Annotated in this window: 14 protein-coding genes and 1 pseudogene; 4 read left to right on the forward strand and 11 right to left on the reverse strand. The window is 61.0% G+C overall.

From position 1 onward, the window contains the following. Positions 1 to 86: 86 nt before the first annotated feature. From V2J18_RS01960 to V2J18_RS01970, 3 genes and pseudogenes are all read right to left on the reverse strand, one after another. Positions 87 to 1,856, reverse strand: a complete 1,770-nt coding sequence (locus tag V2J18_RS01960) for an endo-beta-N-acetylglucosaminidase (RefSeq protein WP_336130755.1) — start codon at positions 1,854 to 1,856, stop codon at positions 87 to 89. Between the two features lie 331 nt (positions 1,857 to 2,187). After that, positions 2,188 to 3,291, reverse strand: a pseudogene (locus tag V2J18_RS01965) (IS3 family transposase). 406 nt (positions 3,292 to 3,697) lie between these two features. Then, positions 3,698 to 6,412 (reverse strand): pre-peptidase C-terminal domain-containing protein, encoded by a 2,715-nt coding sequence (locus tag V2J18_RS01970; protein ID WP_336130756.1) that lies wholly within the window; start codon positions 6,410 to 6,412, stop codon positions 3,698 to 3,700. 172 nt (positions 6,413 to 6,584) lie between these two features. On the opposite strand from V2J18_RS01970, the gene V2J18_RS01975 reads away from it, so the two are divergent. Beyond that, on the forward strand, positions 6,585 to 6,887 hold the full coding sequence (locus tag V2J18_RS01975) for an integrase core domain-containing protein (protein ID WP_336130758.1): 303 nt from the start codon (positions 6,585 to 6,587) through the stop codon (positions 6,885 to 6,887). Positions 6,888 to 6,937: 50 nt separating this feature from the next. Here the strand turns inward: V2J18_RS01975 and V2J18_RS01980 are convergent, their stop codons facing one another. The 6 genes from V2J18_RS01980 to V2J18_RS02005 all read right to left on the reverse strand — a co-directional run bounded on the left by V2J18_RS01980 (position 6,938) and on the right by V2J18_RS02005 (position 10,950). Continuing rightward, on the reverse strand, positions 6,938 to 7,105 hold the full coding sequence (locus tag V2J18_RS01980) for a hypothetical protein (RefSeq protein WP_186442560.1): 168 nt from the start codon (positions 7,103 to 7,105) through the stop codon (positions 6,938 to 6,940). A gap of 252 nt (positions 7,106 to 7,357) precedes the next feature. After that, positions 7,358 to 8,062: a hypothetical protein gene (locus tag V2J18_RS01985; RefSeq protein WP_141233431.1), complete on the reverse strand. Its 705-nt coding sequence runs from the start codon at positions 8,060 to 8,062 to the stop codon at positions 7,358 to 7,360. A gap of 120 nt (positions 8,063 to 8,182) precedes the next feature. Beyond that, positions 8,183 to 9,046: a hypothetical protein gene (locus tag V2J18_RS01990; protein ID WP_336130759.1), complete on the reverse strand. Its 864-nt coding sequence runs from the start codon at positions 9,044 to 9,046 to the stop codon at positions 8,183 to 8,185. Positions 9,047 to 9,783: 737 nt separating this feature from the next. Continuing rightward, positions 9,784 to 10,062: a hypothetical protein gene (locus tag V2J18_RS01995; protein ID WP_141233432.1), complete on the reverse strand. Its 279-nt coding sequence runs from the start codon at positions 10,060 to 10,062 to the stop codon at positions 9,784 to 9,786. A 52-nt stretch (positions 10,063 to 10,114) separates the two neighbouring features. Then, complete coding sequence (locus V2J18_RS02000; protein ID WP_425606093.1) at positions 10,115 to 10,588, reverse strand: Hsp20/alpha crystallin family protein; 474 nt, start codon at positions 10,586 to 10,588, stop codon at positions 10,115 to 10,117. Between the two features lie 113 nt (positions 10,589 to 10,701). Next, positions 10,702 to 10,950 (reverse strand): YegP family protein, encoded by a 249-nt coding sequence (locus V2J18_RS02005; RefSeq protein WP_336130761.1) that lies wholly within the window; start codon positions 10,948 to 10,950, stop codon positions 10,702 to 10,704. 386 nt (positions 10,951 to 11,336) lie between these two features. Between V2J18_RS02005 and V2J18_RS02010 the strand changes: the two genes are divergently transcribed. Then, positions 11,337 to 11,756 (forward strand): hypothetical protein, encoded by a 420-nt coding sequence (locus V2J18_RS02010; RefSeq protein WP_336130762.1) that lies wholly within the window; start codon positions 11,337 to 11,339, stop codon positions 11,754 to 11,756. A gap of 119 nt (positions 11,757 to 11,875) precedes the next feature. Continuing rightward, positions 11,876 to 13,639 (forward strand): hypothetical protein, encoded by a 1,764-nt coding sequence (locus V2J18_RS02015; RefSeq protein ID WP_336130764.1) that lies wholly within the window; start codon positions 11,876 to 11,878, stop codon positions 13,637 to 13,639. A 219-nt stretch (positions 13,640 to 13,858) separates the two neighbouring features. Here the strand turns inward: V2J18_RS02015 and V2J18_RS02020 are convergent, their stop codons facing one another. Then, entirely contained in the window at positions 13,859 to 16,270 is a 2,412-nt protein-coding gene (locus V2J18_RS02020; protein WP_261370079.1) for a heavy metal translocating P-type ATPase, read from the reverse strand. Between the two features lie 235 nt (positions 16,271 to 16,505). Next, entirely contained in the window at positions 16,506 to 16,802 is a 297-nt protein-coding gene (locus V2J18_RS02025; RefSeq protein ID WP_079248130.1) for a DUF5676 family membrane protein, read from the reverse strand. A 23-nt stretch (positions 16,803 to 16,825) separates the two neighbouring features. Here V2J18_RS02025 and V2J18_RS02030 point away from each other — a divergent pair, with 23 nt between their 5' ends. Then, positions 16,826 to 17,104, forward strand: coding sequence for a hypothetical protein (locus tag V2J18_RS02030; protein WP_336130766.1), 279 nt, complete (start codon positions 16,826 to 16,828; stop codon positions 17,102 to 17,104). Positions 17,105 to 17,186 lie beyond the last annotated feature (82 nt).

Raw genomic sequence — 17,186 nt, forward strand, 5'->3', positions numbered from 1 at the left:
CACTTTGCCTTGTTGGGAATGGATTGCGCTAGGAGCGCGCTATGGCCAAGACCAGCGACTACGCTTGAACATGGCCGGGCATGAGCTTATTGAGGAGCTGTCCCCTCGGCCCATAATTCGTTGTAGAAATTATAATAAGAAAATCCCTCCCGATTGATTTGCATCACCAAGTCGAGCAAGGGAAATTGGCCGTAGGCTTCATAGCCATTCGAATAGCTCGGGATGGCTTCAACCACCTTATAGGTAGGCACCTGGAGGATGCAGGACCGATCTTGGGCCACGCCGTAATGAGCAGCCTGCTCGGCGGTCACCCGGTTACAGGTCACGCCCTGCTGCGGATTCGACACCGGATTCGCCCGGTAGTTCCATACATGCGGGTGAATGTCTATGACGTTATTGGAGCGGATGTTTCCGCGCCCGTCGTTAGAGGTCCTGGGCGCTTCCTTTTCCCACCACTTGAATGCGGGCATATACTGGGCAAACAACGGATCAAGGAAGTTGATGCGAGGATCGTTGTCCGGCCAGCCGGACCATGCGACGATATCGCTGCGCGTGCTCACCCAGGAGGTCGCGTTCGCCTGATACTCCAGGGGATTGTTGAACTCAAGCACTTCGGCCTGCAGACCGTCTTCCGAGAATTCCAGATAGCAGTTGCCGGCGCATTGTTGGCCCGAGTTTTTGGCGGTGACTTGCCAACTCTGCTCATTCGGGTTAGTCCAGGGATCTGGAATCACCGACTGCAGATTGATTTTGACTACCGTAGTGGGAAGCGGCGAACTCGTATCGCCGCCACACAACGCAGTCTCATCCTTCCCGATCGGATAGCGGGCTTGCGCGTACTGCTTGAAGCCCGGCCATTCGCCCGCCCCGTTAAAATACTGGCATTGGGTCGCTTGGGCAGCCTTGATCCTCAGCGGCCACGTTCTGCCTTTCGGCGTGTTGCGAAGAAAAACTTCGTCCAAGTACATCAGATATGTCTTTTCTTGACCCTCGAACTTCTTCTTGGTGTATTCGGGGTCGATGCCGAGCGCGAGGTCCAGACCATGGAAAGTGGGGTTGGTTTTGCCGAAATCCGCGATATGCGCGTCGGTAACGACTCCGCCAAGCGTTTTATCGGACGACCCCGTATAGACGATGAACTCCACACCTCTGGCCTTGAACTTTGGAAAGATGTGATTCAACAGACGCCGCATCTGAATGGTGTCCTGCGAATTCGAATTCGCAAAACCTTGCTCAATGTTGAGGAACCAGCCGTCCAGTTTCAGCTGCTTGGCGATCTCCTCCAGTCGGAGCAGCGCGTCGATATTGAAGTCCGCCAGTTCGGTTGCATCCCAGTTCCAGGGATCCTTCAATGAACCGATCAGCGTATTGACCATTCCATCGTTGCCCTTTTCGGCATCGATGTACACGGTGCCGTAGATCTTGACCCCGTTCTCATGCGCCGCGCTGACCCAGTTGGGGTCGGGAGCGATCACATGAGCCCCCGTATCCTGCTCTCCCCCCATGAAGATCATCTTGCGGATGAAGGCCCAGTTATTGAAGGTCACCGGCGGAGGCGCGCCTTCCGGATAGGCTTTGACGGCATGAGAACGGGTTCGATATATCGCCGTGAATTCGGCTCCGGGGTCGACACGACCGTCAACCATCCACCTTGAGGCCATGTCGGTGTTCAGCGGAACACTAGATGGCGCGGGCCGATTCGACGAGACAATGGGGTTGTTACCCAAGAGATAGTCGAAACCCTCTGAGTTGCTGTTCCTGTCCAACGCCCAGGTATAGGTTTCTAGTTCGGCGGCCATACTGCTGGCGCTGGCAAGAAGACACAGAGATATCGCGATCGACACGTTGCGTTTCATTCATCATCCTTCGACTTAGTTCTGTATGCGGATAACAACCAAAATGTGCTGACGACGCTTTCGCCGAAGAACAAAAGGACCAAACGACAAAAGGCAGGACCGCACATTCATTTCAACGTATTACCTCTCCGCTGGCCTTGGAATGGGCAATTGTCTTAGCCCCATTTGCTGTTGAGACACTCATCGTCCAGGCGACAGTGCTGATTGAGCAGGAGATTGATCGCCGCCCTCAGCGTGCTAACCAAGAACGCAGGATTGCGGAACGGACTGTTCTTCGACATCTGTCAAATTCCTTGGGCGCACGAGGGCGCCGCTGTCACCTCCCCGCAAATCAGTGCCAACCAACACTAGAGGTCGCCGGGTCGTTCCGAACTCGGAACTCGGCGGGTGTTAGACCGCCCAGGCTGTCATGGGGTATCTCGCCGTTGTAGTCGCACAGCCGCTGTTCGGTGTGTTCGCGAACCTCGTTCAGGGTTCGAAATACGTGCATGTCCAACACGCCGCGTCGGTAGCTGCCGTTGAAGCGTTCGATAAAGCCGTTCTGCATCGGCCGGACCGGCTCGATGAAATCCAGGGCGATCCCTTTGCGCTCAGCCCGCTCGGCCAGCGCCAAGGCGATGAACTCCGGGCCGTTGTCCAACCGCAGCTTGCGGGGGTAACCGCGCCAAGCGGCAGCGCGCTCCAAGGTGCGGACGGCTCGGGTAGCCGGTAGATTCAGATCGACTTCGATCGCCAATGCTTCGCGACTGAAGTTGTCGATGACATTGAAGGTGCGAAAGCGTCGGCCATCCCACAGCGCGTCGGACATGAAGTCGATCGACCAACTCCCGTTGATCTACTCGCCGGCTACCAGTGGCAAAGGATGCCGGCTAGGTAGTCGTTTCTTGCCGCGACGTCGGTGATTGAGCTGCATCAAGCAATACACCCGCCACACTCGCTTGTGGTTCCAAGGCTGCCCCCGGCGCCGTATCAACTGAAACAGCTTGTCGAATCCGCGCTCGGGAAACCGTTCTGCCAGCTCCGCCAACAGCGCAATGACTTCCTCGTCGCGATCCGGCCGCTTTCGATAGCGCACCGTCGATCGCGACAGGCCGATCGCCGTACAAGCCCGGCGCTCGCTCCAGTCGTAGTGTTCCATCAACCACGCGGCCAGCGGGCGCTGGTGCGCCGGGATCAGAGCTTTTTTGCGATGACATCCTTCAAGGCATGGTTTTCCATCGCCAGTTCGGCGTACATCCGTTTGAGCTTGTTCGGCTTCCAAATCCCGCAGCCGCTGCACATCCGCCGCCTCCATGCCGCCGTACTTGGATTTCCACACGTAGTACGTCGCCTCGGAAATGCCTAACTCCCGACAGACGTCCTTGACTTGGCGGCCGCCTTCGACCTGCTTGAGTGTCGCGACGATCTGGCTTTCCGTGAACTTGCTCTTGCGCATCTTGGTCTCCTTCGGGCTAGTTTGCCTGGAGACCTCTGGCTATTGATGGAGTGAGTTTACGCGGAAGTGACACAGCCACTGCGTTGGGCCAGTCCGAAGCGCCATATGGCGGACAACGCAGATTCGTATTAAGTCAATCGTAGTGCCCTGCAAGACGGCTTCCTCGTGCATCGTCAGCGCGCCGGCATCGCGCAGCACTCTGGCTTCGACAACCAAGCCGGACAAAGTGCGATGGTCTTCGGAAAGTCCACCGACCACCAAGCGGATGTGCATCATACGGTTAACTTCTGAATTGACGCGCCGCAGGGCGGATTCGACCACAAGACCAGACGATGAAAAGGCGCCGTGCGACCCGCACGGCGCCTTGGATCACGCGCCTAAAGTTCGTCTTAGTAAGACGCCGCCACTATCGGTAGCTTCCTGCCACACTCATCCCCGAGAAATCGGACCAGCCGTTCACCATTACGTAGTATGTGCCAGCCTGGACATTGGAGATCCGACAGGTTTCCAGGCCGCTACCGAGGTTGGCACGACATTCGTAGTTCGTTGCGGTCGGAGATGAGCCACGCTTGACGTATAGATCCGCGTCGCCGCGGTACCCGCTTATCGTGAAGACCAGATCCGTTGCTCCGAACGGAACCGTCATAGCCCAGTATTGATAGCTTCCCTGTGCGCCAGCGACATTGTTCACGGAAACACCGTTACTCAGCGTTCCGAACGATCCGCTCGGACTGTCGCTGGTCGCGTAGCTGCCAACCAGACGCATACCGGAATAGGCCGTATAGCCGTTCACCAGAATATGATAGGTACCGGCTTTCGAATCGGACAGCCGGCAGGTTTCCGCACCGGCTCCCAAGTACGCGCGGCAGTCGTAGTTTGTCGGCGTCGGTGCGGAACCGTACTTGACGTAGAGGTCAGCATCGCCGGTGTAGCCACTGGTGGCGAACTGCACATTGGACGCCCCCGACGGCACCTGCATGGTCCAGAACCGATAGCTTCCCGTAGCCCCAGACAAGCCGGTCTGTGCAACGCCGTTGACTAGAACTGCCGCACCGCCTTCCTCATAGCTGCCGACCAAGCTCATTCCGGAGAACGCGGACCAACCGTTCACCATCACATGATAAGTGCCTGCTTGCGAGGTAGGTATGTTGCAGGTCTCTGCGCCCGCCCCCAGGTTCGCGCGGCAGTCGTAGCTGGTCGTGGTCGGTGCGGAGCCGTATTTGACGTACAAGTCGGCATCGCCGCTGTATCCGCTGATCGAAAATTTCAGCCGCGACGCACCCGGCGGCACGAGCAGGGTCCAATGCTGATAGCTCCCCATAGAACCCGAAATACCAGTGACGGGCACGCGATTGCTCAAGGATGCGCCGCTGGATGCCGGTGCCGAAACCGTCACCGATTTGCTAGTCGAACGACTGACTCCACGATTGTCGGTTACCGTCAGGGTAACGGTATAAGTACCGGCTTTGGCGTAGGTTCGGCTTGGCGCAGCGTCGGTCGACGAAGTGCCATCGCCGAAGCTCCAACTCCGGGACACGATGCTGCCATCGCTATCAACCGATCGGTCCGCGAAAGTCACTGCCAGGTCCTTGGCCGTAAAAGAGAAGTCTGCAACCGGGGCTAGGTTCACCGGCGCCGCTCCGCGAAAAGCAGCTACACGATGCTTGTTCTCGATCAGAACGCGCCGATTATCGTTCAAATCAGCGGTGCCGAGGCTACGACCGTTATAGGTAAGTTCCGGGCTGGAATAGTAATTCACTCGCGCCGAGCTGACCGACCAACCGGGACAACTCCAAGCATAGGTCATGATGGTGCCGAGCGATCCGTCCGCCGCGCAATGACCTTGGCCGTAGCGGAAGTAGCTGTTGCCGCCGGGGTTGGTATAGCTATCGTGGCCAGCCCCTAGCAAATGGGATATTTCGTGGCCGACCGTATAGTTGTTGATCATGCTATGTACGGACACCAGAGCAATCGCCTTCGACTCATCGGCATTCAAATGGGCTATGCCGGAAATAAACCCTTGTGGGCGAGTTATCAGCAAAACAACATCGGCGGACTCTGCGTTTCGCGCCGTATGGATCTGGTCCATATAGCCGTCAGCTGGATTGATCGCTCGTTCTAAATTGACAAATTGATCGGAACCCGACGGATAATCCATTTCCAGGATGTTGCTCGTCAGCTCGAGCGTAATCCCGGTCCGAGAATTGCTGTAGCCAAGATTAGCTTCCGCGATGCCGCGCTCCACCAAGGAACGAATGTCCGCGCCATAGCTAGCGATCGCATCTTTGGTAACAGCTGCCATCACGCGGATGGTTACCTGCTCGCCCGCGTTCAACGCGGCAGGACCGACCGCACCAGTCGCCAGGCGTTGCGGGTACGATTGCGCTGGCTTTGGCGCACCTCCCGGCGAGCTCAACACTTCGTCGTGCCCTGAAGCCGACTCCTCGACACGCTCCACGGCGTGTTCGCCATTCGACAACGGGCGGATGCTGAACAGCGCGCCGTTGATACGCACGCTGCCGGTGACGTTGTCGCCGCGACGCACCAAAATCACGGAATTCAGCGCGTCGTGAACCACCTCGCGTCCGGTCATACGGCGCGACTTTGAGGTTTCGCGTACATGGCCGACCCAAAGTAGGCTGCCGCTGTCCGTATGCCTTGCGCTTTCCAACACCAAGGTCACTCGATCTCCGCCGAGATCGACCTCGATTTCAGAGCTATTCTCCGATACCGTCGCGGCGTTGAGTTTCATTATCCGCAATTGCGAAGCGCCCGGAGATCCGGCCGCACCCGTCACGCGCAAGCTCGTCGCCGACGGTTTGATTTCTCCCACAAACAAGGGCTGACCGGCCTGGGCGTAGGAGCCGAGAGCCAAGACACCGAATGCGATCAGGGGGCGTAGGGAAGCACTAGCTTTTGAAGTCATGGCATCGTTCCATTGGTTTCCGTTGTTTGATTTCCTTGGCTCGCAACGGGCGACCCGCGCGCTGCGATTTACCACTAGCCCCTTAACCTTCGGCCTTGCAAGCGGGCTGTGAAGCTCGTCGACCGACCCTTGCATGCGCGAGGGTTCGCGAATATTTCTGTCGGAAGCCACAACGCACCATGAATGTGCACGCATGGCTAAATTATCTAAGAATATTCCTAGTTCTACCTCCGCATTTGTACTAGTTGATCCGCCCCCCCCCACTGAGCCATACCACGTAAAGCTGTAAAGTCCGCCAACCCACGAGGACGGACGTGCGCAAGAGTCGATTCACTAACGAGGTGCGTGGCGCCCCAAACGATTGCGTTTGGACAATGGCCTGGAGCTCATCAGCGCCACATTGAAGCAATGGGCCAAGCGCCACAGCGTCGATCTGGTCCAGATCCAGCCCGGAAAGCCGCCCCAGAACGCCTACATCGAGCGATTCAACCGCACGTTCCGCGCCGAATCGCTGGACCGGTTCGCTTTCATCGCGCTGGATGAAGCCCGGCGCATGGCCGAGGACTGGCGCCACCGTTACACCCACCATCGACCGCGCCGATCGATGGGCGGCCTTTCACCACATCACTACGCGATGGAAAACTTGCCATCTACCTCTAGTTTCAAGTGACTCGAAAGAACGAGGACGCTTCAGCGAATCGGCAGGCGCATACGGGCGGCTCACGTGTGGGGATCGCGCGGCGACCGGGTGCGCGTCGCAGCCGTTGGCGCCGTCGCGGCCTCGGCCAGGCGTACCTCGACCGCGGCCGCGCGCAGGGTTCGCAGCAACGCGAGGGCGATGTCGAGATGGGCGAAGCGGCAGACACTGCCGAGCTTGGCAGTCAGCACGGCCTCGTGCAGGGTTGTAGCCGCGCGCGGCGCCGGGACGGGCGAGTTCGATCAACGTGGCCCTGGGGCAGCGCGTTCTTCGACGCGGGCTCCCGATACACGTGGATGCGGGCGACGCTGCGCGCGTTCATGGGCACCGACAAGTCCGGCCGCGGGCGCGGCCCCGGACATGACGTGCAATTACGTGAAGTGCAGGTGCCAAGCGCTGGACCGACGTGCGGCCAGCAACGCGAATCTTGCGACCACGCCGCCTTACCGCACGGACTTGTCCAGTTGCTGCAGGTCCTGGAGGGCAGCGACTGCCGAAAACACCGTCGACACCAAGACGCCGCACTCCCGCCCGCAAGCGGCGTTGCCGAGCAGCAGACCGGCGACGTCCGCTGCGACGACTTCCCAAGGAAAGCTTCGCCCTGCCGTGGTGACGAGCGGCCGCTGTCGCGACCACAGTTCCAGTGAGTATCGGGCGGTTGCGATCGCGGCCAGAACTTCCAGATCGCCGTCGCTGCGTCCGAGCTGTCCTATCGCCTTCGCTTCCAGCGCCTTCAGCTCCCGACTCGCGGCCTCGGGGTCGGCTGCGCCGGCGAAGACCCGGTCGATATCTTTAAAATAGGCGAACTGCGCGGGATCGAAGCGGCTGTGCAGCGAACGCAGGTTGTCGGCCAGCGTCAGGCGCGGATCTGGGCGAAGACTGCCGGCGATCTGCGCATACTCGCGAACAAATTCATCGGCATCTTCGTCCTTGCGCGCGCCGCATTTCCGCACCAGCGAATCGGCGAGAACGAGTTCGCCGCCACCGGCGTAGTTGACTATCAAGCAGCCCGCATAAGCGTTATGCGCCACGCCTACGCCATGCATAGGGTTGTAGCTGTAATTTTCTGACGACGGAAAACTTTGACATGCGCCGGGCAAGGACGCCAAGGACAAGGCGATGCCCAGGGAGGTGGCAAGAAGTTTCATGAGGAGTCCTCTGGCTCGTTAGCGGTGGAGCGGCCCTCGTTGCCTCTGCTTGACGCACGGGGCGCCGTTTGGGAAGGCTGGCCGAGCGGGAGGCCCGTTGCCGGGCCCCCGCACCAGCGATCAATCGTTGTCGCCCCAGACTTCGAAGGCGGTCGAAATCGATTGGATGGCCGCGTTGACCCAGCCGCAAAGCTTGCCGCAGGCCTTCACCCCGCTTACGAAGCCGGTGGCATCGGCGATCGCCACCTGCAGCCATCCCGGAATCTTGCCCTGCGCCGAAGCAGCGATGGGATTCTGCTGGGTCCACAACTCGGTCGAATGCCGAGCGGTGCTGATCGCGCCGAGTACCGCCAGGTCGTCATCGCTGCGGCCCAGGTACTTGATGGCCTGATCCTCCAGTGCCTTCAGGCCGCGATCGGCTTCTTCCGGGCTGGCCGCTTCGGCCAGGATGCGGTCCACGTCTTCGAAATAGGCGAACTGCTCGACGGTGAAACTGGAGCGGTACGCGCGCAGATTCTCCGCCATCGACAAGCGGGTGTCGCCGCGGGTCGCATTAGCCAGTTCAATGTGCTTTCGGATGAACCCGGCGTCGTCGCCCTCGGTCGGCGTGCCGCAGCGTTTGACCAAGTTCTCGACATGCGCTGAGACGCCGCCGCCGGTGTAGTTCGCGGCCATGCAGCCGGTGTAGGCGTTGTGGGCTACGCCGACTCCGTTCATCGGGTTGTCGCTGTATCGTTCCGATGAGACGAAGCTTTGGCTGAAGGCGGGAAGAGAAGCCAGGGAAAGGCCGATCGCGAGCAAAGCGGTGCGGTAATGCATGGCAGATCCTCTTGGTTGGAAGCGGCGGGGAAACGTCCGTTCAGATGAAGCCGGCGGTCTCGACCGGACTTCGTTCGACGCATCCTTGCGCCAAGTCCAAACTAGACAAACGGCCTGCGTGGCTTCCAGGTCGAAAAGGGGAAAAGGCGGGAATAAGTCGGGCACGTCCCGAGCTCGAACAGCCGCCGCGCGCCATGCAGCGCTCTGGCAGAATTTACTTTTTCGATCAATGAGATGAGGGGCAGAATATTCCCGGCATCTGCCCGTCGACGGCCGTCCGTAGGCGTTGCGTCACCGTGCGTTTGGGTCGCCAGGCAGTGATCGCCGCGGCCGAACCGCCCGGCATCAAGTAAGTACACTGAATGCATTCATGCGGTCGCCGATATGTGACCAGATACGACCTGCGACCTCCGTCGGTAGGCGTGCGCGCCATACGTACTGTTTGTTCGCAACGCTGAGGCACTGCACATCGAGTGCGGGCGAGCTGCCTTGGGGAATCAGCAGGTCGGCGTTCGACGAAGGGTGAAAAGCTCAACGGGGCGGCGTATCCCGATGAGCTCGGAAGCACATGCAACGTGCTTCGCCTTGGCTCAGCGTCTCAAGGCAAGCGCCCGCGGATCGCGGCTATCGTAATGACGGGTATTCTCCTGCTCGGCCGGCTGCTCCAGCAGCGGGGCCTATGGCAAGACTCCCCGCTGAGCAGGCCGGCGGCCAGAACGTGCTCGACGCGATCGAACGGCTCCGCAAGACCGGAACCCTGGCCGACATCAAGACCGGCGGGATCGGTTCGGCAGTCGCGCAAGACCGGAGCCTCGTTGCCTGGGATCGGCTACGGGCAGCGCGATATGCCGCTCCAGGCAGTACTCGTCGTGCGACGGAACGCTGGCGGATCGATCGCTCGATCAGGTCGGCTTCTGAGATAAATGATCTACCGCCACGTCTACCAGTTGGACCGTCCATTCTTCCGCGAAGCGGTCGCATCGCTCACGCACTAAGTCGCTCTCGCGGCTGGTACTCGGTAGGGCCGACTTGCACTCGGTGGAGTCGGCCAGCACCGCTCGCCATTTCTCCAATAGCTGATTGGGGTATGGATGAGTCTTCACTAGACTCAGAAGCACTAAGTGCTGAACGGCGATTTGCGCCTGCAGTGAGGAAACGGTCTCTTCGGTGATGCGGTCCATAGCGACCCCGCTGGTGAAAAAAGCGGCCCGCGAGCGCGGGCCGCTGAAAAGGTCAGGCGTTATGCACCAAGCCCACTGGGATGCGGCGCGGCGTCGTTTCCGGTCGCTTGGGAATCACGATCTCCAGAACACCGTTGCGGCCGGACGCCGAGATCCCATCGGGATCGGCACTGTCGGGCAGCGCGAATCGGCGATGGAACGAGCCGGTGCGACGCTCGCTGCGGGCGACAGACTGCGACTCCACTTGACGATCCAGTCGTCGCTCGCCGCGAATGGTCAGAATGCCCTTCTCCATTTGGACGTCGATCTCCTTGGGATCGACGCCGGGAAGGTCGGCGAGGATCACGAATTTGTCGTTTTCCTCCAGGATGTCGACGAGCGGTACCCATTGGCTCGTAACGACCGACGATTCGTCGCTCGTGGTGCTACGCAGAAATGCGTCGTTGAAGAACTGATCCAGAAGTTGCCGCATCGGATCGTTGCTCTTCGCCGCAGTCTGCATCGGCCATTGGGGATTGCGAACCATAGCGTTCATGGCAAGGTCTCCACTGGTCAATAAGGACGGCCAACCCCGTCCGACGGCTCAATAGGGGACGCCTCGCCAGTTTCAAGACCCTGCCGCAGCCCGAACTCGCGCGTTCATTTTTCGTTCACCTTCCGAAAGGCCGCTACTACCGCGAAGCCTCGCTCGAACAGAGCTTGCGGGTTGCGACCATTTGGCCGTCGAGCATTCAGGGTTGAGCCTCGGCTGCCGTTGATTGAGTCCTTGCGCCCGTAGCGTTCATCGAGCGCCGAGTTCTGCTTCGCCGATTCGATGCCGTTCTCTGCGCCGCGCTTCGCGCCGTAGAGCTCGTTAGCGGGAATGGTCTCGCGGTTGGCTGCTTTCAAGGCAAACCGACCTTTTCTCCGATGCATCGGCGTCGATCCGGTGGCTGTACGCGTGGAGCTCTTATCACTCGTCGGCTACGGATGCTTTTGCGAGCGAAGTCGCAATGGCGCGAAATAGAAGCCGAATTTTGTGAGCCTAATCAAGCATCGATCAAAAACATTGGCCGCCGCTTGCGCTTGACAGCGTAGTAGCTGGCGATGCGCTAGGACCCAAATGCTCGAACCTAAGACGGTCGCCAGAACGGTAGCGCCCATTCGGGCGTCCTTTCCGGCAAGCACGTGCCATGCCGCACCGGTTCCTCGGAGCCCGCGGCAAGACAGCCGATGAAGGCAGCAGCGGCGCCTCACCCAATCCCGGAAGCCAATCAATATAAGGAGATTCCATCGTGGGCATCCAATGGTCGGCCCCTCAATCCTTGGACTACATCCCCGGCGGCAAGCTTGTGACGTTCACGGCGATGCATCAGGCCGAATACACCCAGTACGTCCAGGTCATCGACGCCAGCGGCAATCCCATCAGTTTCTATTGCCTCGACGGCACTCAGGAGACCTTCCCGATCTCGGGTAGCGGCGTCAATGTCGGCTTCCTCCAGAACGGAGCCGGCAGGTTCACCATGGCGGACGGGATGCAGGTCCAGTTCGGCAGCAGCGGGCCGTATGTTCCGAAGGTTTCGGCGGGCAATCCAGTCGTGTTCTTCATCAACAAAGTGCTCGGTGGGGGCAACTTGTACGTGACGGAAGACGGTACCGATAACGATTACAACGATACCAACTTCGTGATCCAGTGGTACCAGTACGTGGGCTGACCCCGCCTTCGCCCCTGCCCGACTGAGGTGGGGGCGGCACGATTACCCGAGAATTTCCATGGCTGCCGCGATGGATCGCATGGATTCACCACGGAGCGCAACAACGACGGAGTGCGGCAATGAAGACCAGAATCATCATGTTCGGTGCACTCGCCAGCGCGCTGGCGATGTCCGCATCGTGTACGAAAACCGAACCCAACGTCGCCGTTTCATCGACCTCCAATGATCAAACAACATCGTTTCCGGGCGGCGCACCAATCACGCCGGCCGACCTGACCGCAACCCCGGCACCCCTGCCCGCCGCCCCGCCGGCGTACAACTACGACCCCTACAAGCCCAACATCACCCACGCGGAGTACGCCCGCTTCGCCTGGCGTCAGTTCATCCACTTTAATTCCCCCGCGCAGCAGAATGGCGTCAATGCCGCTGGCAAGTCTCCGGTCGTGCGAGGGGTGATCGATACGACCCGCAACTTCGCCGCATCCGGCGCCGTCGATTTCCATCAGAGCGGAAAAACCGCCGATTCCAACTTCAGCAGCAATCAGTTGCTCTGGGAAACCTTCGCTCACCGGTCCGAGCTGTTCCCCGCGGGCTCGGCGCCCAAAGGGAACCTGGCCAGCCTGGATCCCGAGTACGTCTTCCAAGAAGGCGCCAAGGTCGCGTCGACCGACGCCCGATTCAACAATCTCGACGAGAATACCCAGATCGGCCAGAACCAGATCTTCTTCCCGAAAAACGGCAACACGCCGTCGGCCAACCCCCAGGACGACCACATCATCTTGTTCCAGGCCAAGGTGAGTCCGGTCGAATACGATTACGTAAAGTCCATCTACAACGCCGACAAACCGCCGACCTCGCTGGAGTTGCCGCCCAACGGAACGAACCAGGGAGAATCCGTGGAGGTCAAGTCGGCCTGGCGGGAAATGACTCCCGAGCTGATCGCATCGGGCCGCTATCACACGGCCGAGGCGCTGTACTACTACAAAGAGAACGGCAAGACCCAAGCTCGGGTGGCCACCTTCGGTCTGGTCGGCGTGCACATCCTGCGCAAGATGGAGAACTACCCGACCTTCGTCTACACCACCTTCGAGCAGGTGGACAGTCTGACCACCCCGGGAAAGCAAGACACCGGCTTGTATGTCATCAACCTCTACGACCAGCTGCAATACGATGCATCGGTAGCGTCGGGGACGCGGCCGACGGCCATCCTCAATTCCGGAACCAGCCGGACCGCGGTCACGCTGCCCTTGGCCGGCGCGATAGACGCCGCCCACGGGTACGATGTCGTCCCCGGCTCGTTCGACCTGCCTCGCGGATTTTCCGGTCCGATCAGAGTCCAGAACCCGCCGGTAGCGACCCTCGATGTCAGCACGGTCAACGCCGAAGTCCAGCAGGCCATGGCCCAAACGCCCGCGTTCAAGGATTCGGTGTGGCGATACTATCGCCTCGTCGGGCTGCAGGTATTGCCGACCAACGAAGACAGCTCCATCACGCCGAGCAAGCCCGATCCGTTGACCCAGGATTATTACCTGGCGAATATCGTGATCGAGAGCAGCCAACCCGGCATCCAGTTGTTCAAGGGCGGTGTCAAGGACCCCCACCCCAGCAAGCAGGATTTCACCCTGGAAGCCAAGCGCGGGCTGGCGAGCATCCGAAACGTGAAGGGGCTGCCGCCGAAATCCGACCAACTGGTGATGGGCGGATGCATGGGTTGCCACGGCAACGCGCAATATCCCAGGGACAAAGACACCGGCCTGGGCCCGAGTATCTTCAGCTTCCTGATCAACAAAGACACCATGACCGGACAAGGCTTCAGTGCCGACGTCAGGAACGAAGCTCCTTCGGAGCTACGCAAGAAGCGGCTGGAATATCTGGCCTATTAGGGAGCGCGCGGGCCCGGAAGCGTTCTCGCTTCCGGGCGATGCGCGATGGTCGCGGCTGGGCCGGGGAGGCGCCTGTGCTCTGTGTGCAGGCCTCGTTCACTCCTGCTATCGAACGGCTTGGCCGAATAGAAGCGACTCCGATCCCGCTCCGCGCGAAGCAGGAGGACGTCAAGAACAGCGTTTCGCGCCTTCAAGGGGGCGCTTGCGGCCCCCCTCTCCTCATGCGCCACTAACTCGCATCCGTCGCAGCAGCAGCGCATTCAGCGCGACGATGGCGGAGCTTCCCGACATCGACAGGGCGGCGATCTCGGGCGACAGAACGAATGGATAAAGCACGCCTGCGGCCAGGGGAAATGCAACTGCGTTGTACCCGACGGCCCACCACAGGTTCTGATGCATCTTGCGCAACGTTCCGGAGGCGATCTTCATCGCGCTCACCACATCGCCGGGGTCGCTGCGCATCAGGACGATGTCCGCGCTGTCTATCGCGACATCGGTACCGGCGCCGATGGCGAAGCCGACATCGGCCTTGGTCAGCGCGGGCGCGTCGTTGATTCCGTCCCCGACCATGCCGACCGAGTAACCTTGCGCCTGCAGCTTTCCGATTTCGTCCGCCTTTTGCCCGGGCAGAACATCGGCCAGCACGATGTCGATTCCCAACTCGCCGGCTACGCGCGCCGCAGTCGCTTGGTTGTCTCCCGTGATCATCGCGACCTTGACCGAGCGTGCGTGCAAGGCGTCGATAGCCGACCGCGAACTCGGGCGGACCGCATCCGCGATGGCGAACAGGCCGATAAGATCGTCCTCTCGGCTCACGTACACGACGGTCCGACCACCTCCCTGCAGCCGCGCCGCCGCGCTTGTCATCGGCCTCAAGTCCACTCCGCCTTGACGCATGAGCTGGCTGTTTCCCACCAACAGCCGGCGTCCGTCCAATACTCCGGCGGCACCCTGTCCGTCGCTGTTGGCGAAGGCCTCCGCGCGGCGCGCAACGGGGCCCGATCGAGCGAGAATCGCCTGGGCAAGCGGATGCTCGGAGTGTGCCTCGACGCTCGCGGCCAAGGCGACGAGTTCCGCCTCGGTATGGCCCGGGGCCACTGCGACTTCTACTACCTCCGGACGGCCTACCGTAAGCGTGCCGGTTTTGTCGAAGACCATGACATCGATCCTTGCGCACTGTTCGATGGCCTCGGCGTGTTTGAACAGGATTCCCGCCCTGGCGCCTAAGCTGGTGCCGATCATCACGGCCATCGGCGTCGCCAAGCCCAGCGCATCGGGGCATGCGATGACGAACACGGTGATCGTCATCGTCAACGCGAACAAAAGGCCCGCATCCAGCCACCAGAACCAGACGAAGAACGCGCCGGCTCCGATCAAGATGGCGGCAAGGACCAGCCACTGCGAGGCGCGATCGGCTAGCAACTGGGCCGGTGCCTTTGAGTTCTGCGCTTCCTGCACCAGCTTTACGATCTGCGACAACGCAGTCTCCGACCCGACCCGCGTTGCCCGGTACGCGAATGCGCCGCTCTTGTTGATCGAGCCGCCGACCACCCAGCTGCCGACGTTCTTGCTGACCGGCATGGATTCGCCGGTCAGCATGGACTCGTCGACCTGAGAACCGCCTTCGACGACTTCCCCGTCGACCGGAACCTTGGCTCCCGGCCGCACCACTACGATGTCGCCGACCGCGACTTGTTCGGTCTTGACTTCGATATCGTCGGAACCGCGCCGCACTATCGCACGAGGCGGCGACAGGCGAAGCAAGGAGCGCAAGGCGTCGGAGGCGCCGGCGCGGGCCCGCATCTCCAGCCAGTGACCGAGCAGGACGAACGTCAGCAGGACCGACGAGGCCTCGTAGAAGTTCGGTCCATCGAAGAAGAACGTCGAACCTAGGCTGAAACCGTAGCCGGTACCGACGCTCAGGAGCACCAGCACGGACATGTCCAGCACGCCATGACGAAGGGACCGGACCGCGGACCGGAAGAAGGGCCAGCCCGGGTAGAAGATGGCGCCGGACGCTAGCAAGAACAGCCATACCTCTCGGTCGACCGCCAACGGCGGCGCCGGCGGCGCCATGAGCCCCATGGGGGACCAAACGAACACCGGGATGCTGAAAGCCAAGGCGACCAGGAAGCGACGCCACATGTCGCGGGCGGCCGCGTGTAGATCGCCGCGATGGTGCATCGTCGCATGCGACGCGCCGGCGTTATGCGGCGGCGACTGGCCGTCCGCATTTTCTGGATGAACATGCGCCATCCGTGCGGACGCACCGGCCAAGTCTTCCTCCGGCGCCGTTCGCGCCTTGGCCTCGCACGGCGCTTCGGCGCGGTCCGGGCTCTCCCCGCAGTCAAGTCCAAGGCTGCGGATCGCCGCTACGATGCCGGCGAGCGAGGCCTGCTCGGGTCGATATGCGATATTGAGGGTTCCGGCCGCGAAGTTCGCCGACGCGTGCAGCACCCCTGGCAGCTTTCCCACGGATCTCTCGATGGTGGTCGCGCAGCCTGAAGAACACATCCGCCCGATAGGCAGCACACGCCTTCGCGTCGTCGCTTTCTCGCCCATTGCGTCCTCACCGGCTGGAAGACGAATCGTCGCCGCCTGCGTCGTGCCATTGCGACGATCGCGGGGCATGCCGGTCCCGCAAATTCGCCAACGCACGCGCGGCGAGCGGGAGCGTCGGCCGCCAGCGCAGATCCGCGGCACCGAAGCCGCGGTGTTCCGTTGCCAGATAGAACGCGGCGACGACCGGAGGGAGGAGAAAGACTCCGGAGCAAGCGAGCCAGCGTCTGGCCAGCGGCGGTGGCATGGACCCGAATCCCGCCCATGGGACGTTTTCACGAACGCCGGGCTTCATGGATCACGCCCCTCATGGGCCGCGAACAACGAAAAAGTTGTAGCGCGGTACGAACAAAATAGCGATGTACCCGCCCCAGGCGAAACTTTCAGCCAGCCCGAGGAGGAAGTCCGGCCAGGTCAGCAGGTCGAATCCCGGCAGCAAAGTCGAAAGCACCGAATGCGCTATCGGCAGGTCAGGGAAGATGAGATAGCCCAGCACGCAAAGGACGAAGGAAATCGCCAAGAACAGGCTCAGAGCCAGTCCGAAGGCGACCAGCGGCATTCGCCGCTGCTCCGCCGGACCCGGCGATGCCGATTGCGTGCCCATGGTTTCGCTCCACGAACGACTGGATGCTGGCCGCTGACTACAGCATCCGCGTGTCGGGGCTGATGGAATTGATCTTGATCAAGGTTTGCGGGGATCGGTCGACGCTGCAGACGGTGCACGGTCGGCGGTTGTCCTGGTGCCCGCATCATTCGGCGGTCCTTCGCCGGATCTCCGCCGGATCGGCGAGCGGCCGTCATTCCCGTTTGTCCGATGCGCGGGACGGTTGCAGGCGCATGCCCGCGCCAATGCAGGATCGCACTCTTCGCGGTGTGACGATCGCCGCATTTATCGGGCGTGGATAACTTGACAGGCCGGTCGTCGCGCACCACAGTCGGCGGCGTCCGATAGCGCTGCACATGCATGCAGCGCACTGCGCGGATCAGC

It is taken from the genome of Lysobacter firmicutimachus (assembly GCF_037027445.1).
Lineage (GTDB): Bacteria > Pseudomonadota > Gammaproteobacteria > Xanthomonadales > Xanthomonadaceae > Lysobacter > Lysobacter firmicutimachus.

Excerpts from the sequence above, each read along its gene's own strand:
- V2J18_RS02015 (WP_336130764.1), top strand. The coding sequence starts at position 11,876 with ATGAAGACCAGAATCATCATGTTCGGTGCACTCGCCAGCGCGCTGGCG.
- V2J18_RS02030 (WP_336130766.1), top strand. The coding sequence starts at position 16,826 with ATGCTGGCCGCTGACTACAGCATCCGCGTGTCGGGGCTGATGGAATTG.
- V2J18_RS02020 (WP_261370079.1), bottom strand. The coding sequence starts at position 16,270 with ATGCCCCGCGATCGTCGCAATGGCACGACGCAGGCGGCGACGATTCGT.
- V2J18_RS02025 (WP_079248130.1), bottom strand. The coding sequence starts at position 16,802 with ATGGGCACGCAATCGGCATCGCCGGGTCCGGCGGAGCAGCGGCGAATG.
- V2J18_RS01995 (WP_141233432.1), bottom strand. The coding sequence starts at position 10,062 with ATGGACCGCATCACCGAAGAGACCGTTTCCTCACTGCAGGCGCAAATC.
- V2J18_RS02000 (WP_425606093.1), bottom strand. The coding sequence starts at position 10,588 with ATGGTTCGCAATCCCCAATGGCCGATGCAGACTGCGGCGAAGAGCAAC.
- V2J18_RS01970 (WP_336130756.1), bottom strand. The coding sequence starts at position 6,412 with ATGCGTGCACATTCATGGTGCGTTGTGGCTTCCGACAGAAATATTCGC.
- V2J18_RS01960 (WP_336130755.1), bottom strand. The coding sequence starts at position 1,856 with ATGAAACGCAACGTGTCGATCGCGATATCTCTGTGTCTTCTTGCCAGC.
- V2J18_RS01985 (WP_141233431.1), bottom strand. The coding sequence starts at position 8,062 with ATGAAACTTCTTGCCACCTCCCTGGGCATCGCCTTGTCCTTGGCGTCC.